22 protein-coding genes are annotated in these 22,360 nt (G+C 63.1%); 19 read left to right on the top strand and 3 right to left on the bottom strand.

Annotation, left to right across the window (positions count from 1 at the left end; translation table 11 throughout):
* Nucleotides 1–54: 54 nt before the first annotated feature.
* The gene (locus M0D66_RS31390) at nt 55–861 is read left to right on the top strand and encodes a hypothetical protein (RefSeq protein WP_093632951.1); all 807 of its coding nucleotides are present in this window, start codon (nt 55–57) and stop codon (nt 859–861) included.
* Nucleotides 862–944: 83 nt separating this feature from the next.
* Here the strand turns inward: M0D66_RS31390 and dapA are convergent, their stop codons facing one another.
* Nucleotides 945–1,865 carry a 4-hydroxy-tetrahydrodipicolinate synthase gene (gene dapA, locus M0D66_RS31385; protein WP_266212485.1) on the bottom strand — a complete coding sequence of 307 codons (921 nt, stop codon included), beginning with the start codon at nt 1,863–1,865 and terminating at the stop codon, nt 945–947.
* 420 nt (nt 1,866–2,285) lie between these two features.
* Here dapA and M0D66_RS31380 point away from each other — a divergent pair, with 420 nt between their 5' ends.
* From M0D66_RS31380 to M0D66_RS31365, 4 genes are all read left to right on the top strand, one after another.
* Nucleotides 2,286–3,578: an aspartate carbamoyltransferase gene (locus M0D66_RS31380; protein ID WP_054038849.1), complete on the top strand. Its 1,293-nt coding sequence runs from the start codon at nt 2,286–2,288 to the stop codon at nt 3,576–3,578.
* A gap of 235 nt (nt 3,579–3,813) precedes the next feature.
* The gene (locus M0D66_RS31375) at nt 3,814–5,277 is read left to right on the top strand and encodes an amino acid permease (protein WP_211702718.1); all 1,464 of its coding nucleotides are present in this window, start codon (nt 3,814–3,816) and stop codon (nt 5,275–5,277) included.
* Between the two features lie 318 nt (nt 5,278–5,595).
* Nucleotides 5,596–6,654: a hypothetical protein gene (locus M0D66_RS31370; protein WP_200620932.1), complete on the top strand. Its 1,059-nt coding sequence runs from the start codon at nt 5,596–5,598 to the stop codon at nt 6,652–6,654.
* A 4-nt stretch (nt 6,655–6,658) separates the two neighbouring features.
* Nucleotides 6,659–7,462, top strand: coding sequence for a DUF4239 domain-containing protein (locus M0D66_RS31365; protein ID WP_200651571.1), 804 nt, complete (start codon nt 6,659–6,661; stop codon nt 7,460–7,462).
* Nucleotides 7,463–7,510: 48 nt separating this feature from the next.
* Here M0D66_RS31365 and M0D66_RS31360 read toward each other — a convergent pair whose 3' ends face one another.
* Nucleotides 7,511–8,188: a response regulator transcription factor gene (locus M0D66_RS31360; protein WP_093632956.1), complete on the bottom strand. Its 678-nt coding sequence runs from the start codon at nt 8,186–8,188 to the stop codon at nt 7,511–7,513.
* Between the two features lie 274 nt (nt 8,189–8,462).
* On the opposite strand from M0D66_RS31360, the gene M0D66_RS31355 reads away from it, so the two are divergent.
* The 9 genes from M0D66_RS31355 to M0D66_RS31315 all read left to right on the top strand — a co-directional run bounded on the left by M0D66_RS31355 (nt 8,463) and on the right by M0D66_RS31315 (nt 14,955).
* Nucleotides 8,463–9,143, top strand: a complete 681-nt coding sequence (locus tag M0D66_RS31355) for a DUF2589 domain-containing protein (protein WP_054038856.1) — start codon at nt 8,463–8,465, stop codon at nt 9,141–9,143.
* Nucleotides 9,144–9,174: 31 nt separating this feature from the next.
* Nucleotides 9,175–9,981, top strand: coding sequence for a DUF2589 domain-containing protein (locus tag M0D66_RS31350; protein WP_244179239.1), 807 nt, complete (start codon nt 9,175–9,177; stop codon nt 9,979–9,981).
* Nucleotides 9,974–10,420 carry a lysozyme gene (locus tag M0D66_RS31345; RefSeq protein ID WP_266212484.1) on the top strand — a complete coding sequence of 149 codons (447 nt, stop codon included), beginning with the start codon at nt 9,974–9,976 and terminating at the stop codon, nt 10,418–10,420. Before M0D66_RS31350 ends, M0D66_RS31345 begins: the two co-directional genes overlap by 8 nt.
* A 22-nt stretch (nt 10,421–10,442) precedes the next feature.
* Nucleotides 10,443–10,949, top strand: a complete 507-nt coding sequence (locus M0D66_RS31340) for a hypothetical protein (protein WP_266212483.1) — start codon at nt 10,443–10,445, stop codon at nt 10,947–10,949.
* A gap of 192 nt (nt 10,950–11,141) precedes the next feature.
* Entirely contained in the window at nt 11,142–12,260 is a 1,119-nt protein-coding gene (locus tag M0D66_RS31335; protein ID WP_211707588.1) for a PHB depolymerase family esterase, read from the top strand.
* Nucleotides 12,261–12,322: 62 nt separating this feature from the next.
* A complete protein-coding gene (locus tag M0D66_RS31330) occupies nt 12,323–12,865 on the top strand; it encodes a hypothetical protein (RefSeq protein WP_266212482.1) in 543 nt (180 codons plus the stop codon).
* Nucleotides 12,862–13,494, top strand: a complete 633-nt coding sequence (locus M0D66_RS31325) for a hypothetical protein (RefSeq protein WP_266212481.1) — start codon at nt 12,862–12,864, stop codon at nt 13,492–13,494. The genes M0D66_RS31330 and M0D66_RS31325 overlap by 4 nt, the downstream gene beginning before the upstream one ends.
* 156 nt (nt 13,495–13,650) lie before the next feature.
* Complete coding sequence (locus tag M0D66_RS31320) at nt 13,651–14,268, top strand: hypothetical protein (RefSeq protein ID WP_200566597.1); 618 nt, start codon at nt 13,651–13,653, stop codon at nt 14,266–14,268.
* Between the two features lie 69 nt (nt 14,269–14,337).
* The gene (locus tag M0D66_RS31315) at nt 14,338–14,955 is read left to right on the top strand and encodes a hypothetical protein (RefSeq protein WP_200620924.1); all 618 of its coding nucleotides are present in this window, start codon (nt 14,338–14,340) and stop codon (nt 14,953–14,955) included.
* Nucleotides 14,956–15,066: 111 nt separating this feature from the next.
* Here the strand turns inward: M0D66_RS31315 and M0D66_RS31310 are convergent, their stop codons facing one another.
* Nucleotides 15,067–16,155, bottom strand: a complete 1,089-nt coding sequence (locus M0D66_RS31310) for a zinc-binding dehydrogenase (protein ID WP_266212480.1) — start codon at nt 16,153–16,155, stop codon at nt 15,067–15,069.
* A 90-nt stretch (nt 16,156–16,245) separates the two neighbouring features.
* Here M0D66_RS31310 and M0D66_RS31305 point away from each other — a divergent pair, with 90 nt between their 5' ends.
* The 5 genes from M0D66_RS31305 to M0D66_RS31285 all read left to right on the top strand — a co-directional run bounded on the left by M0D66_RS31305 (nt 16,246) and on the right by M0D66_RS31285 (nt 22,356).
* Nucleotides 16,246–17,157 (top strand): LysR family transcriptional regulator, encoded by a 912-nt coding sequence (locus tag M0D66_RS31305; protein WP_266212479.1) that lies wholly within the window; start codon nt 16,246–16,248, stop codon nt 17,155–17,157.
* Between the two features lie 334 nt (nt 17,158–17,491).
* Nucleotides 17,492–19,741 (top strand): TonB-dependent siderophore receptor, encoded by a 2,250-nt coding sequence (locus M0D66_RS31300; protein ID WP_266212478.1) that lies wholly within the window; start codon nt 17,492–17,494, stop codon nt 19,739–19,741.
* 7 nt (nt 19,742–19,748) lie between these two features.
* Nucleotides 19,749–20,516 carry a tetratricopeptide repeat protein gene (locus M0D66_RS31295; protein ID WP_266212477.1) on the top strand — a complete coding sequence of 256 codons (768 nt, stop codon included), beginning with the start codon at nt 19,749–19,751 and terminating at the stop codon, nt 20,514–20,516.
* Complete coding sequence (locus M0D66_RS31290; RefSeq protein WP_266212476.1) at nt 20,513–21,196, top strand: Fe2+-dependent dioxygenase; 684 nt, start codon at nt 20,513–20,515, stop codon at nt 21,194–21,196. The genes M0D66_RS31295 and M0D66_RS31290 overlap by 4 nt, the downstream gene beginning before the upstream one ends.
* A 356-nt stretch (nt 21,197–21,552) precedes the next feature.
* On the top strand, nt 21,553–22,356 hold the full coding sequence (locus tag M0D66_RS31285) for a 2Fe-2S iron-sulfur cluster-binding protein (protein WP_266212475.1): 804 nt from the start codon (nt 21,553–21,555) through the stop codon (nt 22,354–22,356).
* Nucleotides 22,357–22,360 lie beyond the last annotated feature (4 nt).

Here is a 22,360-nt window from a genome sequence, read left to right as displayed (position 1 = left end):
GTCGCCTCGTTTTACCTATAAGCAGGAACAAACAGATTGGTTGCTGGAGACTTCATGAAAATTGACGTAGCGACGTTCCAAACGGTGTGGCTGATCACGTTCCTGTGCAGCGCCCTCATCACGACAGCGCTTTCGCGTATGTTCGCGCAGGTGGGCGCCTTCCGCTTCTGGGCCGTCGGCTTTTATCTGCTTGCCACCGCCACGGCATGCTTCACGTTGCACAAGATCTGGCCTAGCGATTTGCTGTTGCTGGCCACCGCCACGCTGGCGTTGCAAAGCCGCATTCTGATCTGGACGGGCACGCGTGACCTGTTCGGTGCATCGGCGCCGTGGCGCGCCGGCCTCGCCGTCACTGCCGTGTTCTGCGTGCTGTATGGGAGCGTGCTGGCATTGAATGCACCGCTGGCGGTCCGCGCTAGCCTGCTGGCGCTGTTTTTTGCGCCGTGCCGCGCGGCGACGCTGTATGAGGTCTACCGGCGGCGCCGTCCGCAACTTGGGGCAGCCCGTATGCTGGTGGCGATAGGCAGCGGTATCGCGACGCTCAATGCCATCGTGCCGCTCGTGCTCGTGTTGCTCGACCGCTCCAACATGACGCTGCTGTACGGCAATCCTCGCACCACCTCGGCGCTTTATGCTGTCGTGTTTGCAGGCGATCTGCTGCTGAGCATCGGCCTGATCGTGCTGGCCCTGCATCATCTGATCGTCGAGCGCGACATGCTCGCCACGCTCGACCGCGGTGCGCTGGAGCGTCTCGCCGAGTCACGGGAAATGCGCGGACTACACGAATCGCGAACGCAGCGCGGCGACGTACTCGGCCACGACACGTCCACGCAACGCCGGTCGCTGCCGGGGACTGTTTGACGCTGCGCGGGGCTGCTTCGCCTGGCATCACGAACCATCATCTCAAATACAGATGGCCCGAAGCGAATCCGCACTCAAGCCAGCTATGCCGCTGCGTGCGTCTCTATCCGATCAAACCCTTCCAGCTCCCTGAGCCGCGCGACCAGCGCATCCCCGGCACGCGTCATCGGCATGCGCAACTCGTCGCGTATCAGACCTTGCGCGGCGAGCAGAGCCTTCACCGGTGCCGGATTTGGTTCGGCAAACAACGCCTGGATCAGCGGCGCGAGCTCATGAAAAATACGCCGTCCTTCGTCGAGCCGTCCTGCTGACAGCGCACGATACAGCGCGACGAACCGTTCCGGCCGCAGATGCGCCGAGGCCGCGATCGCCCCGCTCCCACCCAGACACAACGTGTTGAAAATATTGATGTCCTCGCCGGTCAGCACCTGCAAGCGCCCGTCGCGAATCAGCGCGAGCGTGGTGTCGAGCGAACCGGCGCAATCCTTCACCGCCTCAATCCGCGGATGCGCGGCGAGCGTCAGCAGCGTGTCGAGTTCGAGCCGCACGCCGGTTCGATAAGGAATGTCGTACAGCACGACGGGCTTGTCGCTCGCATCGGCAAGCGCCATGAAATGCCCGACGATGCCCGCTTGCGAAGGCCGGATGTAATACGGCGCGGCCATCAGCACACCGGCGATCGGCAGCGCGTTCAGTTGCTCGATACGCTCCTTCATGCTCGCCGTGTGATTGCCCGACACGCCGACCAGCACCGGCAGCGCTCGTGCGTCCGCGCCGTGAGTGCTGTGAGCGGCGGCTCGCGCCTCGTCGAGAATCGTCGCCAGCACGGCGTCCTGCTCGGCATCGTCGAGCGCGGCCGGTTCGCCGGTGGTGCCGAGCGCGACCAGCCCTGCAATGCCCGCATCGGCGTAGCGGCGCACCAACGCGCGCAACGCGGCGTGATCCACCTCGCCATCGGCGAACGGCGTGATGAGCGGAACCCAGATATCCGAAAAAATAGACATGTCTTTACCTCGATGACGACCGTATCGATTCCGATCAGCGGTGCGATGGAGGAAAAACAGGGAATGCCGCAGGGGGCGTTGACCGGCTGTTCCGTCGCAACATCTGACGGAACAGCGGCTCCGGTCAGATGAGCGGCTGTTTTTTGGCTTTGGCGCTAACGTTCGCGAGATTCGCGCGTGCGGCCACGACGCTCGCAAAAGCGAGACGGGCGATGGTTGACGGACGGAGTCGGAGCGTTTGGCCGGAATGCATGACACGCAGTGTAACCGCGTCCGGGGCGAGTTTGCAAAGCAGGTTGGCAAACGGGTTCGCCGAAGGATTTGCCAAACTCGCAAAATTGCTTGACTTCTGCGACAGGGAAACTAATATACGCACCGCGTACATATCCGGTTCGCAGCCCTTTCCCGACAGGTGCCCGCATGAGCGTCCCACAACAAGCTTTCCTGCGCGACGCGATGCGTCGCATGAACATGACCCGCGAGACGTTCGCAAGCCGTATTGGCGTGTCACGCCGCGCGCTCGACACATGGCTCTTGCCGGACGATTCGCAGGAATCGCGGGCCATGCCGGAGATCGTGGAGCGTTTCGTGTCGGAAATCGTGGTGCACGGCGAGCCGGGTGAAAACTATACGCAAAGCGTAGACTCACAGTCGTTGGCGAGCCAGATGCTGTTCGAGGGCAAGCCGCAACTGCTGTCGGTCGACCAGTTCTCGCGCGACTCGGTCGAGGCGCTGTTTCGCGTCGCCGACATCATGCAGCCGATCGCGCGGCGCCGGAAAATCTCCCGCGTGCTCGAAGGCGCGGTGCTCGGCAATCTGTTTTTCGAAGCAAGCACACGGACCCGCGTGAGCTTCGGCGCGGCCTTCTGCCGGCTCGGCGGCTCGGTGTGCGACACCACCGGCTTCACGTTTTCGTCGATGGCCAAGGGCGAGTCGATCTACGACACCAGCCGCGTGATGAGCGGCTATGTGGATGCGCTGGTGATCCGCCATCCGGAGCAAGGCTCGGTGGCCGAATTCGCGCGCGCCACCAATGTGCCGGTGATCAACGGCGGCGACGGCCCGGGCGAGCATCCGAGCCAGGCGCTGCTCGACCTGTACACGATCCAGCGCGAGTTCTCGCGGCTGGGCAAGATCGTCGACGGTGCGCATATTGCGCTGGTCGGCGACCTGAAATATGGGCGCACGGTGCATTCGCTGGTCAAGCTGCTGGCGCTGTATCGCGGCATCAAGTTCACGCTGATCTCGCCGCCCATGCTCGAAATGCCGAGCTACATCATCGAGCAGATTTCGCGCAACGATCATGTGATCGAGCAAACCCACGATCTGCCCGCCGGGCTGCGCGGCGCCGACGTGGTGTACGCCACGCGCATCCAGAAAGAGCGCTTCACCGACGAATCTTTCGAAGGCTATACGCCGGACTTCCAGATCAATCAGGCGCTGATGGACAGCGTGTGCGGTCCCGACACGCTGATCATGCACCCGCTGCCGCGCGACAGCCGGCCTGGCGCGAACGATCTGAGCGTCGATCTGAATCACGATTCGCGTCTAGCGATTTTCCGCCAGACCGATAACGGCATTCCGGTGCGGATGGCGATTTTCGCGGTGCTGCTGGGCGTCGAAAAGCTGGTTCAGCATTCGATGCGCGACGCCGCATGGCGCCCGCCGGTTTATCTCGGTCCGGACGACGCGGTGTTTCACGGCATCGATTGATCAGGATTCGAGATTGAAAAGACGGCCTTGCGGATCGCCCGCAAGGCCGTTTCTGCATCCGCAATTTATATCTTCAGTACCCACTCGATTAAATCCGGACTAGACTGAACTCGTTAGTCCTCCCCTCAACCGCAGCATCAACAGTGTCAGTCGCCTTTAAAGAAGTCGCTTATTGCAGTGCGTCACAGATCGATTCGATCTCGGATTCACCCACATACGAACAGGACGACTCATCATGGCTGACACGAGTTATATGGCGCGCAAATCCGTCGCGGATATTGTCGCAAGCGCGGAGGGTGGCGAAAACCAACTGTCGAAGTCGCTGGGTGCGCCCAGCATTACGGCGATGGGTATCGGCGCGATCATCGGCGCCGGCATCTTTGTTCTGACCGGCACGGCCGCGGCCCATTACGCGGGCCCGAGCATCATTCTTTCGTTTGTCCTCGGCGGGATTGCCTGCGCCTTTGTCGGACTCTGCTACTCCGAACTGGCTGCCATGCTGCCGGTCTGCGGCAGCAGTTATACCTACACGTATGCCACGCTCGGCGAAATATTCGCGTGGATCATCGGCTGGGATCTGATCCTCGAATATGCGATGGGCGCGGCGACTGTTGCGGTTGGCTGGTCGGGCTATATCGTGAGCCTGTTGCACAACGTCGGGATCAACATTCCGCCCACCATGGCGGCGGCACCCGGCACCACGGTGACGCTGGCCGATGGCAGCACGGTAGCCGGTGTCGTCAATTTGCCGGCGGTCTTCATTATCGCCGTGCTGACTCTCCTGCTCGTGCTCGGCACCAAGGAATCCGCGCGGCTCAATAACATCATGGTGGCGATCAAGCTGACCGTGGTGGTGGCGTTCATCGCTATCGGCGCCTTCTTTGTGCATCCGGCTAACTGGCATCCGTTCATTCCGCAGAATACCGGTGAATTCGGCAATTTCGGCATGAGCGGCATTCTGCGCGGATCGGCCGTCGTGTTCTTCGCTTTCATCGGCTTCGATGCGGTGTCCACCGCGGCCCAAGAAGCACGCAAGCCGCAGATCGATATGCCGATCGGCATTCTGGGCTCGCTGATAATCTGCACGCTGCTCTACATTGCGGTCGCCGGCGTGCTGACAGGACTCGTTCCGTATGCCCAGCTCAACGTCCCGGATCCGATCGCGAAAGGTGTCGATGCGATCGGCGTCACCTGGTTTTCCGTGCTCATCAAGATCGGCGCGCTGACCGGCTTGACGACTGTGATACTCGTGCTGCTATATGGCCAGAGCCGTATCTTCTTCACGATGTCACAAGATGGCCTGCTGCCGCACCTGTTCGCGCGCGTCCATCCGCGTCTGCAAACACCCCATTTGAGCCAGATAATGATCGGCGCGATCGTCGCGATTGTGGCGGCGTTCACACCGATCAACGTGTTAGGCGAGATGGTCAGCATCGGCACCCTGTTCGCGTTCATTCTCGTCTGCGGCGCCGTGATCTATCTGCGCCGCAGCGACGCAGGAGCCGCGAGACCGTTCCGCGCGCCGGGCGTGCCGGTGATCGCGATCCTCGGGATTCTGTTTTGCCTGCTGCTGATGGCGGGGCTGCCGATCGTCACGTGGCTGCGGCTCTTCGTCTGGCTCGTGATCGGGCTCATCGTCTACGGGATCTACGGCCGCAGTCATTCGCGGCTTCGCTATCCGGAACGGGCACCCGACTGATATCACAGACGACGCGGTATTTCACCGCATCGATTGAACGACTAATAAAGCGGCCTTGCTGAAAACCAGCAAGGCCGCTTTTTTCTGCTGTCGCTCGAACGCCCGTCACGGGCGCTTCGTCACCCCGTCATCCATGACTTCTGCTGGATTGTCCCCAGCGCGCGAGACACGCAAAGTGGCATCGCCGTCTATCGCGTCCACGCACGCCGGCACTCTTCCACAGCAGGACATTCATCATGACTTTGCAACGCTTACTAACTCGAGCCTGCCGCGCCGCACGCTCAGCAATCGGCCACCGTAACGAACCGGAGGGCTGAAATGGGCATCGACCATTTTTCCAATCGGTTCCGGCTGCGCGCCGCACGTGTCAGTGCCCCTCCTGACGGCGCATCACCCGGCGCGCTGCTGGCCCAATTGCGCGACGAATGCGAGGCGATGGCGCGCTACGCGTTGCATCACGGTCTGCCCGTCGCGCCTGAAACCATCGCGCTGCTGAGCGCGCTGATCGACGGCACCGCGCCTGACAACCCGCCTCCCGGCACTGCCGGCGACGCGCCTCGTTACGCCGCCACCTCGCAGCACTCGCTTGCATCGATCCACCGGAAACTCGCCGCGCTCATCGCGCCGGCCACACCGCAAGCCGTCACGCTGCTCGATGCGCAGCACCGTCTCGGCCGCCCGTTCGCTTGGCTCGGTCCGGTGCCGCTGATCAGGCTGTTGACGGTCGCGTCGATTGCGTTTCTGATCGCCGTGGTCGCAACCGGGCTTTCTCCCGATGTCTCTGCGGACAACGTCGAGCGCGGCTTCCTCGACTCACACGGCACGCAGTTGTTATGGAATGCGCTGTTCCTGCTGTTTTGCGCGGGACTTGGTGCATCGTTCGCGACGCTGTTTCAGGCGCATCGTTACATCGCCGCCTCGACGTACGACCCGAAGTACGACGCATCCTACGGCGCGCGCCTGATTCTCGGGCTGATTGCCGGGTTGATCCTCGTCGAGATGCTACCGTCGCGCCTCTTCGATCAGGGCAGCATGCACAGCTTCGGCAAGCCCGCCCTCTCGATGCTCGGCGGCTTCTCGGCAACTGCCGTACATCGCTTGCTGCAAAGGCTCGTCGACACGCTCGACACACTCGTGCGCGGCGATCGCTCGTCCGACGCGGATGCCGCACAGCAGACGCGCCGTGCTCAGGCCGTGAGCGAACGTACGCAATGGCAGAGCGAGATCGCCGCGAGCCTGCTCGAGCTTCAGCAGTCGCTCGATCATCCGGATGCCGGTGACACCGTACGGCAACGCCTCGCGGATCTCACCCGCGCGATGCTCGCAGGCGAGCCGGCCCGGCTGTCCGTTACCCCCATTCCAAACGACCCGGAGTGACACAATGCTCTTCCTCTACAACATGCCCGCCGCCTTGATGGGTGCGCTGATCGTCGGCGCGACGCTCGCCGCGGCCTTGGGCGGCTATCTGCTGTTTCGCCGTTGCTTTCCGGTTCAACTCGATGCCGAACAGCGCGGCATGACTGTGGCGATGATGTCCGCGGTGACCACCATCAATTCGCTGCTGGTCGCGTTCGCCGCCATTACGGTCTGGGGTACCTACGACGCCGCGGCTGGCACGGTCTCGTCCGAGGCCGCGTGCGCCACTGAACTCGCTCACGATCTCGCGTCGTTCGGCAAGCCGGATGCACTCACCGCGAGGAGCGAGCTGATCATCTATATCGAGCACGTTGTTCGCGACGAGTGGCCGCAAATGCAGCAGTACGCCCGCGCGGATGCCGGAACCCAGGCCGCGTTCGACAAGATGTTCGCGACGACCAACCGGATCGTGCCGTCGGACGATCGCGAGCGGGCACTGCTGACCGAAGTGCTCGCCCGCGTGAATGAAATGACCAAGCTTCGGGAGCATCGGCTGCAGGCGCTCGATGTCGCCATGCCGGTGACGTTGTGGGGTGTCATGCTGATCGCGAGCGCGCTCTCGCTGGTGCTGCTGTACGTGTTGCCCGTGACGCGCTTTCATCTTGGGCTCGTGACCATCTGGGCAACGACGCTCGGACTCGCGTTCTTTTTCGTGCTAGCCGTCGACCGGCCGTTCGCCGGCGAAGTCAGCGTGAGTCCAGCGCCCATGCAGCACGCCATCGACACCCTTGCCGCTGAAGACGCCGGACATCAGATTGCACCGGCCTAGCCGGTCTTGCATCCGGCCCGTGCGCCGGGCCGGATGCAAGCGTGGCATTCACTCATGCGTGACGCATAGGAGCGTCTGGCCGCGCACGTTTTCAGGTGTCACGTGACGCGCAAGCCAAAGCGCCGCCTCCGTGCGATTGCTGACGCCGATCTGCCGAAAAAGTGCGTACAGGTGGTTCTTGATGGTCCCCTCCGCGACGTTGAGCACCCGGCAGATCTGCTTGTTCGACTTCCCTTCCGCCAGCAGACGCAATACCTCGCGCTGCCGCGGCGTCAGACGCTCGAATGCGCGATCGCTGGACTGCGCCTGGGCCGGCCCCAGCTCGGCGCCAAGGCCATAAGTGGGCGGAACGTAGATCGCACCCGAGGCGACGCGGCAGAGCGCATCGGCGAATTCGTCCGCGCTTGCATGACGCTCGACGATGCCCGAGGCGCCCGCCATCAGCGCATCGGCGATCGCCTGGCGACACACCGTGCGCACCACGAATAGCCATGGCACCGTCCCCAAGGCATCTTGCAGCACCTTCGGCCAGCCCATCCGCGCAGCACGCTCGTCCCATTCGAGGGTGACCGCGCCGACCGTTCCCGGCGGCAGGCCTTCCCGGATGCGGTAGATGTCTTCAGGACGCTGGGCCGACCACACCTGGCAACTGCTGTCCCGTCTCCATAAGACATCGGCTACCCCTGCCACAAATAGCGGCGGACTATCGATCATCAGAACGTTCATTTAAGCGTATCCCCTCGGTAGCGAGACGCTCGGGTTCACGTTATTTGCGTCTCTTCGGCTCGCTTTTACCGCTCTTTTGAAAATGACGCACTAGTTCCGACGATCCGTGAAAAACGTTCTAATACAAAAGGCACTCCATTTCTTTCAGAATTAATATGCCGTCCTCCCCTGCCGTCATGCAGGACGGATGGCCTCTCTACAGATTTCTCCAATTTATGTAATTTGAATAGAGACAGTGTATTCGCACTGTCACAAATTCACCATGGAGGTCTGTATGGATGCCAATTTCATCGGCTCTGTCATTAATGCTTTACCAATGGACCAAATGATCGCCGGTCCATTGAAAGCAATGATTTCAGCGCAAACCCAGGCGGCGAAAAGTTATGCCGATTTTCTGATGCAGGTGTGCATTCAGAACGGCAAGGCAGTCGCTGTGCAGTTCGACTACGACGAAACACTCGTCGACGAGAGCGGCGTATCGAAAGGCGTGGTGCAGAAGACCATGCGCATTCCGCTGCTGGCCGCGATCGTTCATCCCATCATCGCGATCGAAGAAGGCACGATCGACTTCGAGATGGAAATCACGCAGTCGGAGAAGTCGTCGGAGTCCACGGATGCAAGCGGCGAATTCCAGGCGAAGTTTGGCTGGGGTCCGGTCAGCGTGAGCATCTCGGGACGTGTCTCGCACAAGTCGGAGCAAACCCGCAGCACCGATACGCGAGCCAAATATTCGATCCATACGCAGATCAAGCGGCAGCCCCCGCCGGAAGCGCTGATGCGTGTCATCGACTTCCTGACGGACGCCGCCACCAAACCGGTCGTGACCGAAGACAAGGCGAAAGACGTCAAGCCGCTGCCGGCCACACCGACAGACGGCAAGCTGGTCGGCGAGACCACGCAAGCGAGCACGCAGGCAAGCACGCAGGCGAGCGGCCAGCAGCCTGTCCATCAGTAAGCACAGCGGCCACTGACGGCGGGCGGACACCATGTTCAACTTCTTCAAACGGCGCCGCGGCGTGCCGGCTTCACACGGTACGCCGGCCGAAGGCGTACCGCACGACAACGCCTCACAGCGCACGGCCTCGCAGAACGCTAGCGATAGCAAACCGGCTGCTGCGCCCGGCACGCGCGAGCCGCCGGCAGTCACGCAAGCTGCGCCGTCCGCTTCGGCGGCGGCCGGCGACGCCGACATGGCGAACGGCAGCGGAGCGAACGTGCCGCCCGGCACTCCACCGTCCGGCGGTGCGCCGCCGTCGAGCGCGAGCGATCCACCGCCACCACCACGCGGTCTCGCGCTTGACGACATCACGCGCGGCATGCAACACGCGGCAGCCGCCGCGAATCAGTTGCTCTCGCTTCAGTACACCACCGTGCTCGACCAGTTCTTCGACCAGGACGAGAACGGCCTGCTCACGCCGCGCGCGGTCGAGGTCGCGCTCGACGCGGAGCACACGATGCCGGTGCCGCTCGTCGCGCTGGCGACGCCGCGCGGACTGGCGCTCGACAGGATGGTCGTGCATCTGACGGTGCGCGCGGACTTCACCGAAACGCTACCGGCCGGCGGATTGGCGGGCGGCGATCAACGCGGCCGTTTCTTCGTGACGCTCGCGCCGCCGTCCGCACGCCCGAACGCCCAAGGTGAGCAAGCGCAGCGCGACAGCCAGCACATCGACATCGAAATGCAGTTTGCGGCGCTCGACCCGCCCGAAGCGATCATGCGCGTGATCGACGAATACACCCACCGCCTCGTGCCGCGCGCACGGCACGACGACGAGGAGAAACGCCATGCCTGAGCAACCCACGTGCACCGGCACGCAAGGTATCGACCTGATCAAACAGTTCGAGGGATTACGCCTGAATCGCTATCTCGACGCCGTCGGCAAACCGACGATCGGCTATGGGCATCTGATTCTGCCGCACGAAAGCTTCAACCGCCCGCTCTCGGAGTCCGAGGCGCTGGCGCTTCTGAGGCGCGACTTGCGCAGCGCCGAACTCGCGCTGCGCAAGCTGGTACGCGTCGCGATCACGCAGCAGCAATTCGACGCCTTGATGTCGTTCGTCTTCAACCTCGGCGCGGGGCGGCTGCGTTCCTCAACGCTGTTGCGCTACCTGAACGCGGGCCAAAGCAGTCATGCCGCCGACCAGTTCCTCGTCTGGAACAAAGCGGGCGGCAAACCGCTCGCGGGCCTGACGCGCCGCCGCCAGGCCGAACGCAAGCTCTTTCTTTCCTAGTGTCCTGACAGGAGGCTTCCCGATGATTTCGAACCATCATGACCGGCCCGGTCGCGGGCTTAACACGCGTGTTGTCTGTGCAATCGCAGCCGCCACCGTCGTCCTCTATTCCATCGCTGATTCGCGTGCCCAACAGCCAACGCCGACGCTTACCTGCGAGGCTGAAGTCGTGCGCATCAGTCAGGCCTTGCAAATCGCGCACCAACCTGCGCTATGCGAGCTCTGCGGCAAGCGGCTTGCGCGGACGCTCGACAGCCTTTACCGGCTCGGCGTGTTGCCCACCTTCTACGCATCCGCGGACAGCGCCAACTGGGACGACCCGCAGCGCCGGCCCGCGATGATGAGCGGCCGCAGTCTCGCCGGCATTCCGGACGGCGCCGAGCTGCTGGCCGACATCGACAGTGGCTTTGGGCCGCGCGGCATCCACAGGTTGCGCTACACGCCGTCGAACCGACCGGTAGCCATCACCACGGCCGACCGCAGCGTCTCGATACCGCTGGTGCCGTGCACACCCGGAGGCACGCCCTGACAACCTGGCAACCTGGCAATGCACGGCGGGCACGGCCCAGGCCATCCTTCCTATGTCGCCGTACCAGCCTTCCGCCCTATTCATGCGAACACGCCGCGCATCTACTCTGCAAGGGTAGTGCAACACAAGCAACGCATGCCTGAGACGTAGACCCGAACACTCATCGAGTACACACCCAACAGGAGCAGTGGCATGAATTCGGCAACTATCCATAATGATTCGTTATCCAAACTTGATTGGCAATCACGCAGATCCTGGCACGATGTCCTGCGCGCACGGTTCAGCGCAGTGGTGCTGATCGCCGCGACCGTCTCGTGCGCACACGGCGCGGACCTCGCGCCGCTGCCCACGCTCGGCGCCGATCTGCAACACACGTCGGTCTCCGGACTGTCGTCCGGCGCGTTCATGGCGGCCCAGTTCGACGTTGCCTGGTCGAGTCGTCTGATCGGCGCGGGCATCGTGGCCGGTGGCGCATTCGATTGCGCCGGAGAGTCGGCCTTTATCGCGCCGGCCGTGGCAGCGGTCACGCTGTGCATGCAGCCGGCAGGCGCGGCGCCGACCGCGGAAGGCGCATGGCAGGCCGCGCAACGCTTTGCGAAAGCCGGCCAGATCGACGACCCGGCCAATCTTCGCGAGCAGCGCATTTACCTCTTCAGCGGCGCGAAGGATAGCGTCGTCGCGACCCGCGTGGTAGATCAGGCCAAGCGTTTCTATGAACTGGCTCACGTGCCGGCAGCCAGCATCGAGTATCAACGCCATCCCGACGCCGGCCATGCACTGATCACGAATCGCCCGGAAGACTCTCCCTGCGATGCGAACCAGAGCCCGTACATCAACAACTGTGGCTTCGAGCAATCGCACGAGATGCTGCGCTGGATCTACGCGAGACCCAATGCGCCGTTGAATGCACCCGCGACGCAGGCAAGCGGCGAGTTGCGGAGCTTCGATCAGCGCGAGTTCGATCCCAACCGCGGTGCGTCGCTCGCCGACGTGGCCTACGTGTACGTGCCGGCCGATTGCCTGCATGCGGCGTGCGCCGTCCATGTCGCGTTTCACGGCTGCGTGCAGAACGCCGATGCCGTCGGCCAACGATTCGTGCGTGGCGCCGGCTACAACGAAATCGCCGACACCAATCGCCTGATCGTGCTCTACCCGCAGGCTGCGAAATCGGCCGTCAATCCGCTCGGCTGCTGGGACTTCTGGGGCTACACGAGTCCGGACCCGGACCATCCCAACTTCAATACCCGCGAGGCGCCGCAAATGGCCGCCGTCATGAAGATGATCGAGCGCCTGGGCGGCGCACGTCAGTGAACGCGGTGATGGTCATCGCTCATCAAAACCGAACCTGAACCCGAACCGATCAAGGATCCGTCATGCTCTCGACCCTCATCACGCAGTGGGAAAACGCCAATCTCGCCGCCTTCCAGTTATTCAGCAAGCTCGTCGCGCAGTCGGCCAATCCGGCGGGACTGCCGGGCGCCACGACGGATGTCCGCACCTGGCGCGCCTTCGTGCGCACCGCCCTGCAGACCACCCAGCAGTACACGAGCGCTGCGCAATCGGCATTCGACGCCGGCTGGCGCGAGCAGCGCGACCGCTTCGCGCTGCCGGGCGCCGCCGCCGCGATCAAGGAGCTGGCCGCGATCAATGCCGACCTCGCGACGCGCATCGCCCAGGGTCACGTGCAGCACACCGGCGCGCTCACCGATGCGGCCGCCCAGTATCTCGACGACCTGTCCCGCAGCCGCAACGCCACGGATGCCGCGATGGCCTTCGGCCGGTTCGCGAACGACATGCAGGCGCAGAGCCGGGCGCAAGCGCTGCATACGTCGTCGGTCGCCGGCAGCGTGTCGCCCGCCCTCACGCAGTGGGTCGAGAAGCATCTCTCGGACGACGACGCGGAGCAGGCGAAATGAACGTCAATCTTCGCTTCGTCAACCGCTCGAATGACTGCGGCAACAGCGAAATCGTGCTGTTCCAGCGCAACGTGATTCCCGATTTCGACGAGCTCGCGATCGCATGGAAGTTGATCCGCTTCTGCGGCCGGGATTGCATCCATCCGTTCGTCTATTCGACCGACATCGAGATCGCGCTTGGCGACGAGCACGGCAACTTCTCGCCGCGCATGAGCGCGCAGCACGGCGAACGTTTCGTCATCGGAGTTCATCCGACCGGCCGCGCCCGGCTCACCGCGGAACCGGCGCAGGCGGGCGGCGCCGACGGCGGTCCGGAAATCCAGGTCGCCAACCGGATGCGGCGCGGCGCGGTCAACGTCAACGCCTTCAACGCCGGCAAGCTGATTGCCGCCAAGCAGGCGGTGGCGCCGGCGCAGAAGGCCGTTTTCCGCTTCACACCGGCGCTGTGGATCGGCGTGGCCTCGCAGATCGAGGAAGGACGCGCGCTCAGTTCGGCGGTGCTGTCGAGTGACAACACGATGCTGCCCCTCGCCGGCATTGCTGCAGGCGACATCGTGATGACAGGCGGCGGCAGCGGCGTCGACGCACAGCCCTTCGCTTTCGCGTTCGAAAACGTCGTGCATCTCTAGCGTTGCATCTCTAGCGTCTTCAGCGCCTCGAGCCAGCACGACGCCCGCATAAGGCGTCTCACCTCTTCTTTCGTTTGACGGCCCGTCCAACCGGCAGGCCGGTGGCAAGGTGCGCGGCAAACCGATTGCCGTATTTCAACCTCAAGGAGCAGGCAAGTGGATATTCAACTGAACTTCGTCAACCGTTCGAACGACGCTAACAATTCGAACATCGTGATCTTCCAGAAAAACGTCGCGACGGATTTCGACGAACTGGCGATCGCGTGGAAAGTGATCCGCAACTGCGGCCAGGGCGACAATCATCCGTTCAAGTTTCCCATGACGATGAGCGTCAGCGCGAGCGACAGCTACGGCAACTACATGCCGCAGCAAACCGCCACCAACGGGCAGGTCTTCCAGATCGTTCGCTCGACGTCGGGCGACGTGCTCACGCTCGGCACGGACCCGGGCAACAGCTCGGAAGTCCAGGTCCGCAACGATCTGCCGAACGGCGCCACGAACGCGACCATTTACAAGGACGGCAGTCCGCTTGCGACCAAAACATCGATCGCGCCGGGGCAAAAAGCCGTGTTCCAGTTCAAGCCGACTCTGTGGATCGGTGTCGCGTCGCAGATCGAACAGGGCGCGCTGCTGAATTCGGCCGTCATCTCCGACATCAATACGGAGCTGTCGCTGCTCGGCATTGCCAGCGCCGACATCGTGATGACGGGCGGCGGTCCCGGCCCGCGCTCGTTGCCGTTCACCTTCCGGCTCGAACACGTCGTGATGGCGTAACGGACACGCGTTCGGCGTCGGAGGATTCGTCATTCGACGCCGCTTCACTCCACCAGGAAAAGGTTCGCCATGGACATCAAACTCAACTTCATCAATCTCTCCAACGACGTCAACAACAGTCAGGTCGTGATCTTTCAGAAAAACGTCTCGACGGATTTCGACGAACTCGCGGTCGCGTGGAAGGTCATCAGCAACTGCGGGCGCGGCGACAATCACCCGTTCGTCTTTCCGCTGCTCACCACCGTTACCGCCAGCGACTCGGACGGTAACTACATGCCGCAAAAAGTCGCGCAGAACGGCCAGATGTTCAGCGTGAGCCGCGCGGCGTCCGGCAACGTGCTCGCTATCGCCGGCGCGTCGACGAGCTCGCGCGAGATCCAGTTGCGCAACGATCTGCGCACGGGCGCCATCAGCGCCGGTGTGTTCAAGGACAACCGCCTGCTCGCGAAGAAGACCGGCATCGTGCCGGGGCAGAAGGCCGTGTTCGAGTTCAAGCCGACGCTCTGGATCGGGACCGCCTCGCAGATCGAGCAAGGCAAGGTGATGAATTCCGCCGTGATCTCCGACATCAACACCGAGTTGTCGCTGCTCGGCATTGCACGCTGCGACATCGTGATGACGGGCGGTGGCGGCGGGACCACGGCGGTGCCGTATCAGTTCAAGCTGGCGAATATCGTGATGGGCTGAACGGATGCATCTTCTGCAATGCGGCCGACCCGCTTGATGCGGGTCGGCGCATTTCTCAAAGCTCGGCCAGCCGGATCGCTCGGCGAGGACCGCAGTTAAGCTGCTACACGCTCAACCCCACGCTTGCGGCGACGCGCCGTTCACGACCGTGCATTGCAAACCCGACATGCGGCCGGCCGCGTCGATTGCCGCTTCCAGCTCGGCAAACGGATACGACTTCAACTCGACCGCATCGAGCGGAATCTGCCCGGACGTGGCGAGCGAAACCAGCGCGAGATAGTCGGCGCGCGTGTACATGAAGTGGCCGATCAATTCCCAGTTGTTCAACAGCATCTCGCTGTACGGAATCGGCAGGTCCACTTGCATGCTGCCCATCAGCACGAGCCGTCCGCCGCGACGCAGGCTGCGTAGTGCGGCGAGGGTTGCGTTCGCATCGGTGGCCTGCCCGACCATGTCGAATGCGAGATCCGCGCCGCCACCGGTAGCGGCGCGAATCGCCGCTGTGTCTTGCGCGGCATCTCCGCTCAGCACGACAGGGACCACACGTCCGCGGCCTTGCTCGAGCAGCGCTTGCAGCGGTTCCAGACGCCGGCCGAGCGCGACGACCTTGCTTGCGCCCAGCGCCAGCGCCGCAAGCACGGCCGCCGAGCCGAAGTAACCGCTTGCGCCGTTGACCACCACCGTCTCGCCTGCCGACAGACGCCCTCGCCGCAAACCACCGAAGGGCACCGCGAATTTCGCCAGAACCGCGAGACGTGTGGCGTCGGTCCCGTCCAGACCGTCCAGTGCAATCAGCGTCGACGCAGGGAATTCGGCTACTTCACGCAAGGTGCCGTGCGGGAACTCAGCCAGCACCGCAGCGCTGTCGGCGCTAATGGCGGTCAGCCCTAACAGCGCCTGCGCCGGCTCGCGCACCGTTTCGTCGGCAATCCAGTACGGATTCACGGCAACGCGTTGACCAGCGCGAAATGCCACCACGCCCTCGCCGACCGCGACGACCCGGCCAACACCATTGGTGCCGGGCGAGAACGGTGTCGGCGGATACGCGTAGGGCAACTTCCCTTCGACATATTCACGCGTGTAGCTGAGCAAGGGCACCGCCTCCATCCGCACCAGCACGGCGTTACGGCGCGGTTGCGGTTGGGTCACGTCGCGCAAGGCCAGCGGCTTGCCGGGTTGGTCGAGCATCCAGGCTTTCATGTTGAGCTTCCTTCAGTTCGTTTCGGTGCTTGAACTGTAGAGGCGCGGTACGTATTCTAGAAATCAATTACTCATATGTGACCTATCAACATGATTGATCTCCGCGGCATCGACCTGAATCTGCTGGTTTCGCTCGACGCGCTGCTCGCCGAGTCGAACGTCACGCGTGCGGCCGAGCGGCTGCATCTGACACAACCGGCCGTCTCCACGCAGCTTTCGCGCTTGCGGCAGATCTTCGGCGATCCGCTGCTGCTGCCGGCGGAAACCGGCCGCGGCATGACCCGCACGGCCCGGGCGCTGGAGTTGATGGAGCCGCTTCATGCAGCGTTGAAGAATCTCGAAGCGGTGGTGCGCCACCAGTCCGCCTTCGATCCCCATACCGACACGCGGCGCTTCGTGATTGCCGCGCACGACAACGCCACCGCCGTGCTCGGCATGCGCCTGATGGAACGCTTGCCGGCGTCGGCGGGACCGGGCGTGCGCGTGGCGTTCGTGATCGGCGATCAGCCCACCGCCGCATCGCGGCTCGAAAGCGGCGAGATCGACCTGCTGCTCGGTTCCGACCGGATGATTCCGCCGTCGATGAAAGTCCGCAAGCTCTACGACGAGCATTTCGTGTTCGTGCAGCGCAAGGGCCACCCGCGCGGCGACGCCCCACTCGACCTCGACACCTACTGCGCGCTCGATCACGTGCTGGTGTCGACCAGCGGCGGCAGTTTTCACGGCTTCATGGACGAGCATCTCGACGAACTCGGCCGTCAACGGCGTGTCGCGCTGTCGCTCCAGCACTTCGCGCTGGTGCCGGAGTTGCTGTCGAAAACCGACTACGTTTCGACGCTGCCGTCGCGCTTCGCGGCGCGCTGCGTCGACCGGCTCGATATTTTTGCGCTGCCGTTCGAGGCGCGCGGCTTCACGTTGTATGCGGGCTGGCATCCGCGCAATCAGGCCGATCCGGCGCTCGTGTGGCTGCGGGAGATGCTGGCCGAGTTGGCCGCACAGTAGGAAATCGGGCGGACAGGATCCGCCTTGGACCAGAAGACAGGAGCGCATCACGCGCTATAGAAGGCACTCACGTTGACAAAAGTGCAAGCATCTCCACGCCTGCCGATGCCGTCAAACTCACTCCTTCTCCATTCATCTTCGCCGATCAAATAGCCAACTCCATGAATTGGCGTACGCACTCAATTCCCCGCCGAAGATTTTCTGATGAGAACGCTTCTCAATTACAATCAGATTGCATAGAATGCAGGCCGCAAACAATTTGTAATAAACATGGAATGTTCGGGTAAGGAATGCGTTGTTCACCCGGGCACCAGCACTCATGACGGGGATAAAAATGAAGTTGCGGTCCGACGAACCGAAGCTCGGCAAAATCAGCACGACGCTGTGCAGCATGTTGGCGGCAGGTCCCGCGCTCGCGCAGGGCACGGCCGGCACGGCGCCGCCTGACAAGGAAAGCCAGCTCGCACCGATCGCCGTACAAGGCCAGGCGGACGATGGCTTCAAGACCGACCACTCGGCGTCGGTCAAATTCACCGCGCCGCTGGTCGACACGCCGAAGTCGGTGACCGTGATTCCGCAGGAGTTGATCAAAAGCACGGGCGCCTCGACGCTGACCGAAGCACTGCGCACGGTGCCGGGCATCACGTTCGGCGCCGGCGAAGGCGGCAACCCGCTCGGCGACCGACCGTTCATTCGCGGCTACGACGCCCAGGGCAGCACCTTCGTCGACGGCATGCGCGACATCGGCGCGACCACGCGCGAAGTGTTCAACATCGAAAGCGTGGAAGTGACCAAGGGTTCGGACGGCGCCTACGGTGGCCGCGGCGGCGCGGGCGGCAGCATCAACCTGATCAGCAAGACTCCGCATCTGGGCAATTCCGCCGACGGCAGCGCGGGCCTCGGCACCGACCGCTACCGCCGCTTCACCGCCGACGGCAACTGGCAAATGGCCGATCACGCGGCCTTCCGCCTGAACGTGATGAGCCACAACAACGACGTGGCCGGCCGCGACGCGGTCAACAACGAGCGTTGGGGCATCGCGCCCTCGTTCACCTATGGTCTCGGCACGCCCACCCGTGTCACGGCGAGCTACTACCACCTCTCCACCGACGACCTGCCCGACAGCGGCATTCCGTACTTCTACACGACCACCAACAAGCCGGCCAACGTCGACACGATTTATCCTGCCAATGTGGACCGGCATAACTTTTACGGCCTGATCGACCGCGATTTCCGCAAGACGACGTCGGACGTCGGCACCGTGCGCATCGAGCACGACATCAACAGCAATCTGACGATCCGCAACACCACGCGTTATACGAAGTCGACTCAGGACTACATCTGGACGCAGCCGGACGACAGTCAGGGCAACGTCGTGAACGGCATGGTGTGGCGCCGCGCGAATACGCGTGCCAGCGACGTCTACAGCCTTGCGAACCAGACCGAACTGTTCGGCGAGTTCAGGACCGCCTTCCTGAAACACAGCTTCACCACCGGCCTCGAACTGTCGCGCGAAACCAGCGTGAATGATTCGTACACCGTTGCAACGGCCACCGGTGCGATCTGCAAGACCAAGGGCATCGGCGCGGCGTCGGGCTATAACTGCACGAGCCTGTGGTCGCCGAATCCGAACGACCCGTGGGCCGGCTCGGTCAAGCAAACGAACGATCCGAGCGAGCAGCGCACCACCACCAAATCGCTGTATGCGTTCGATACTATCGAACTCACCAAACGCTGGCAGGCCAACGTCGGCTTGCGCGTCGACGATTACTCGACCGATTTCCGCAACACGGTGGCCAACGGCGGCAAGCGCACCTCGCGCGACGACACGCTGTTCAACTACCAGTTCGGCCTCGTCTTCAAACCGGCTTCGAACGGCAGCGTGTATGCGTCGATCGCGACCTCGTCGACGCCGGCCGGCGCCCTGCTCGGCCAGGGCAGCGAAACGCAATCGCTGACGCCGGGACGTGGCGGGGTCGGTGCGAACGCGGATCAGCTCGCGCCGGAAAAGAACCGTAGCGTCGAACTCGGCACCAAGTGGAATGTGCTCGACAACCATCTCTCGCTGACGGGCGCGCTGTTCCAGATCGACACGACCAACGCCCGCGTCACGCTGCCGAACAACGAATACGCGATGGTCGGCAACAAGCGCGTGCAAGGCTTCGAGTTCGGCGTGGCCGGTCAGTTGACGAACAAGTGGCAGGTGTTCGGCGGCTACACGTACATGAAGAGCCAGTTGCGCGACAACGGCAAGACCACCTCGGATAACGGCCACCAGTTCCCGAATACGCCGAAGAACAGCATCAGCCTGTGGACCAACTACGACGTGCTGCCGAAGTTCACGATCGGCGGCGGCGCGTTCTACATGTCGCAGGTGTACGGCGACACGGCGAACCTGCGTGCGGTGCCGTCGTACTGGCGCTTCGACGGCATGGCGACGTACCGGATCAACAAGAAGGTCGACCTGCAACTGAACGTGCAGAACATCTTCAACCGGACGTATTACGACCAGGCGTATCCGGCGCACTATGCGTCGATCGCGGCAGGCCGCTCAGCCTTCCTGACACTCAACGCGCATTACTAAGCACGGCATGACGGAACAGGTAACGCTGAAGGCGCTGGCGAGCGTGTCACATGACGAGCTCGCCGCGATTCTCTCCGGGCCACCGGCCACCGCTGCCGCGTGGGTGGCGGCGGCCGCACATAACGGCATCGTCGAAGCGCAGGCGGTGTATGGGCAATATCTGCTCGACGGTCATGGCGTGGACCGCAACGCCGAGGAAGCGTTGAGCTGGTTCAAGCACGCGGCCCGGCAGGATCATCCGATGGCGATGAACATGTTGGGCCGTTGCTATGAGCACGGTTGGGGAACCACCGCGTGCGCGCCGGTGGCGGTCTACTGGTACCGCCTCGCGGCGCAGGCCGGACTCGACTGGGGCATGTACAACTATGCGTCGGCGCTGGCGCTGGCGCTCGGCAATGGTGTGGCGTGCGATCGTGCACAGGCGCTGCTGTGGTTCAGGCGCGCTGCCGAAATCGGTCACGTTAAGTCGATCAATTTTATCGGCAGCTTTTACGAGGACGGCTGGGAAGTCGATGCCGACGCAAGCATCGCGCTCGACTATTACCGGCGTGCAGCGGTGGGCGGCGATTTTCGCGGCCAGTTCAACTATGCGCGGCTACTGGCTGAACACGGCGAGATCGATGCCGCGCTGCAATGGTTGCGGCGTGTGCCGCATACCGCAACAGCGGCGTTCGTCGAGAAAATGCAAACGTGGCTGGCCGCCTCGCCGGTGGCCGCATTTCGTATGCTGGCTGAAAAGATCAATCAGGAGATCAACGAAGAGGTGCGCGCATGATGCTGCATCTGCAAGGCGTACTCAGCAAACAACAGGTCGCGCAATGCCGCGAAATCCTCGACGCGGCGCCATGGATCGACGGCAATGCGACTTCCGGCGAGCAGTCCGCGCAGGCCAAGCGCAACCAGCAATTGCCCGAAGGCTCCCCTGCCGCGCGCGCGATTGGCGATGCGATTCAGGATGCGCTCGGCCGCAATCCACGCTTCTTTTCCGCCGCGTTGCCGCTGAAAGTCTTTCCGCCGCTCTTTAACCGCTATGCAGGCGACGATGGTTTCGGCACGCACGTGGACAATGCGATTCGCCAGTTGCGCGGCACCGACTTCCGCATCCGCAGCGATCTGTCGGCCACGCTGTTTCTGGCCGAGCCGGAGTCCTACGACGGCGGCGAACTCTGCGTCGAAGACACCTACGGCGTGCATCGCGCGAAACTGCCGGCCGGCGACATGGTGCTCTACCCCGCTTCGAGCTTGCATCACGTAAGCCCGGTGACGCGTGGCGTGCGGGTCGCCTCCTTCTTCTGGATTCAGAGCATGGTGCGCGACGACGGCGAACGCGCCATGCTGTTTCAACTCGACAACGACGTGCAACGTCTGGCGGCCGAGAAAGGTTCGAACGATGCAACCGTGGTAAGCCTCACCGGCATCTATCACAATCTGCTGCGCCGCTGGGCCGACGCCTGATCTGGCGGACTCCTCGTCCCACACAAAACAGTCTTTCTTTTTGCAAACAGAAAGAAGGCACGTCCGCATATTTACTTTCCTGTTCGTTAAGCGCAACGTGCGTGGTTGACGCGCGTCGCTACGTTCCTGGTTGCGCTCTCCGGGATTCGATTCGCTTCGCCGTGCCCGGATAGCCGGGTCGCAGCGGACGCCATTGCGCCGCGTCGGCAATCAGTTGCATTCGCAACGGCACCGAAATTGCTGATAGCGATGAGTCACACCACGACGCTTCGGAAGCCCACGCGCGGGTATCCGCACGATGGCTATCCGCATGTCGCCAGCCTGCATTGACCTTTCAATGGAGCCAGCAGACCGTCATGTCCACGAAGAACGAACGTCCGGATTCGGACGACATGCCCGCCGCCACGCCACCCCGACCATCACGCCGCCGCTTTCTGCAGTCGGCTGCCGCGGCCGCGACAGTCGGCGCGGCGCCGCATCTGCGCGCGCAAACACAAACCCCCACCCCGGCCGCGCCGCCCGCGGAGGTGCGCGCACCAGTGCCGGGCCGTCCGGTCACGCTGACCATCAACGGCCGCGCTTACACGCTGCAACTCGAACCGCGCGTGACCTTGCTCGATGCGCTGCGTGAATACGCAGGCCTGATGGGCACAAAGAAAGGCTGTGACCGCGGACAGTGCGGCGCATGCACGGTGATCGCCGACGGCCGTCGCATCAATTCCTGCCTGACGCTCGCCGTGATGCATGAAGGAGAAAACATTACGACGGTGGAAGGACTCGCCAGCAACGGCGTGCTGAGTCCGTTGCAGCGGGCCTTCATCGAACACGATGCGTTCCAGTGCGGCTACTGTACGCCCGGGCAGTTGTGTTCCGCGACTGCCCTGCTGAACGAATTCCGTAACGGCACGGCCAGCACCGTGACCGCCGATGTCCGCAGCCGCCCTGCACAACTTTCCGACGACGAGATTCGCGAACGCATGAGCGGCAATATCTGTCGCTGCGGTGCGTACGTGAATATCGTCGCGGCGGTGCGCGCCGTGCATGAAGGCGGTGGGCAGAACGCTGCAAGTGGCAGTGGCAGTGGCAGTGGCAGTGGCATTGGTGGCATCGCCAGCAGTGTCATTGACAGCGACAGCAGCGATAACCGCTACAACGCCTGACGGA

Source organism: Paraburkholderia sp. SECH2 (assembly GCF_030464795.1).
Taxonomy (GTDB): Bacteria; Pseudomonadota; Gammaproteobacteria; order Burkholderiales; family Burkholderiaceae; genus Paraburkholderia; species Paraburkholderia aspalathi.
Note: the sequence above shows the minus strand (reverse complement) of the source record. Positions and strands in the feature narration are given on the sequence as shown.

What these genes read in the sequence shown, in the direction of transcription:
- M0D66_RS31345 (WP_266212484.1), top strand. Translation starts at nt 9,974, where the DNA reads ATGCCTGAGCAACCCACGTGCACCGGCACGCAAGGTATCGACCTGATC.
- M0D66_RS31325 (WP_266212481.1), top strand. Translation starts at nt 12,862, where the DNA reads ATGAACGTCAATCTTCGCTTCGTCAACCGCTCGAATGACTGCGGCAAC.
- M0D66_RS31295 (WP_266212477.1), top strand. Translation starts at nt 19,749, where the DNA reads ATGACGGAACAGGTAACGCTGAAGGCGCTGGCGAGCGTGTCACATGAC.
- M0D66_RS31365 (WP_200651571.1), top strand. Translation starts at nt 6,659, where the DNA reads ATGCTCTTCCTCTACAACATGCCCGCCGCCTTGATGGGTGCGCTGATC.
- dapA (WP_266212485.1), bottom strand. Translation starts at nt 1,865, where the DNA reads ATGTCTATTTTTTCGGATATCTGGGTTCCGCTCATCACGCCGTTCGCC.
- M0D66_RS31305 (WP_266212479.1), top strand. Translation starts at nt 16,246, where the DNA reads ATGATTGATCTCCGCGGCATCGACCTGAATCTGCTGGTTTCGCTCGAC.
- M0D66_RS31285 (WP_266212475.1), top strand. Translation starts at nt 21,553, where the DNA reads ATGTCCACGAAGAACGAACGTCCGGATTCGGACGACATGCCCGCCGCC.
- M0D66_RS31380 (WP_054038849.1), top strand. Translation starts at nt 2,286, where the DNA reads ATGAGCGTCCCACAACAAGCTTTCCTGCGCGACGCGATGCGTCGCATG.
- M0D66_RS31315 (WP_200620924.1), top strand. Translation starts at nt 14,338, where the DNA reads ATGGACATCAAACTCAACTTCATCAATCTCTCCAACGACGTCAACAAC.
- M0D66_RS31335 (WP_211707588.1), top strand. Translation starts at nt 11,142, where the DNA reads ATGAATTCGGCAACTATCCATAATGATTCGTTATCCAAACTTGATTGG.
- M0D66_RS31390 (WP_093632951.1), top strand. Translation starts at nt 55, where the DNA reads ATGAAAATTGACGTAGCGACGTTCCAAACGGTGTGGCTGATCACGTTC.
- M0D66_RS31290 (WP_266212476.1), top strand. Translation starts at nt 20,513, where the DNA reads ATGATGCTGCATCTGCAAGGCGTACTCAGCAAACAACAGGTCGCGCAA.
- M0D66_RS31300 (WP_266212478.1), top strand. Translation starts at nt 17,492, where the DNA reads ATGAAGTTGCGGTCCGACGAACCGAAGCTCGGCAAAATCAGCACGACG.
- M0D66_RS31375 (WP_211702718.1), top strand. Translation starts at nt 3,814, where the DNA reads ATGGCTGACACGAGTTATATGGCGCGCAAATCCGTCGCGGATATTGTC.
- M0D66_RS31350 (WP_244179239.1), top strand. Translation starts at nt 9,175, where the DNA reads ATGTTCAACTTCTTCAAACGGCGCCGCGGCGTGCCGGCTTCACACGGT.
- M0D66_RS31355 (WP_054038856.1), top strand. Translation starts at nt 8,463, where the DNA reads ATGGATGCCAATTTCATCGGCTCTGTCATTAATGCTTTACCAATGGAC.
- M0D66_RS31340 (WP_266212483.1), top strand. Translation starts at nt 10,443, where the DNA reads ATGATTTCGAACCATCATGACCGGCCCGGTCGCGGGCTTAACACGCGT.
- M0D66_RS31360 (WP_093632956.1), bottom strand. Translation starts at nt 8,188, where the DNA reads ATGAACGTTCTGATGATCGATAGTCCGCCGCTATTTGTGGCAGGGGTA.
- M0D66_RS31330 (WP_266212482.1), top strand. Translation starts at nt 12,323, where the DNA reads ATGCTCTCGACCCTCATCACGCAGTGGGAAAACGCCAATCTCGCCGCC.
- M0D66_RS31370 (WP_200620932.1), top strand. Translation starts at nt 5,596, where the DNA reads ATGGGCATCGACCATTTTTCCAATCGGTTCCGGCTGCGCGCCGCACGT.
- M0D66_RS31310 (WP_266212480.1), bottom strand. Translation starts at nt 16,155, where the DNA reads ATGAAAGCCTGGATGCTCGACCAACCCGGCAAGCCGCTGGCCTTGCGC.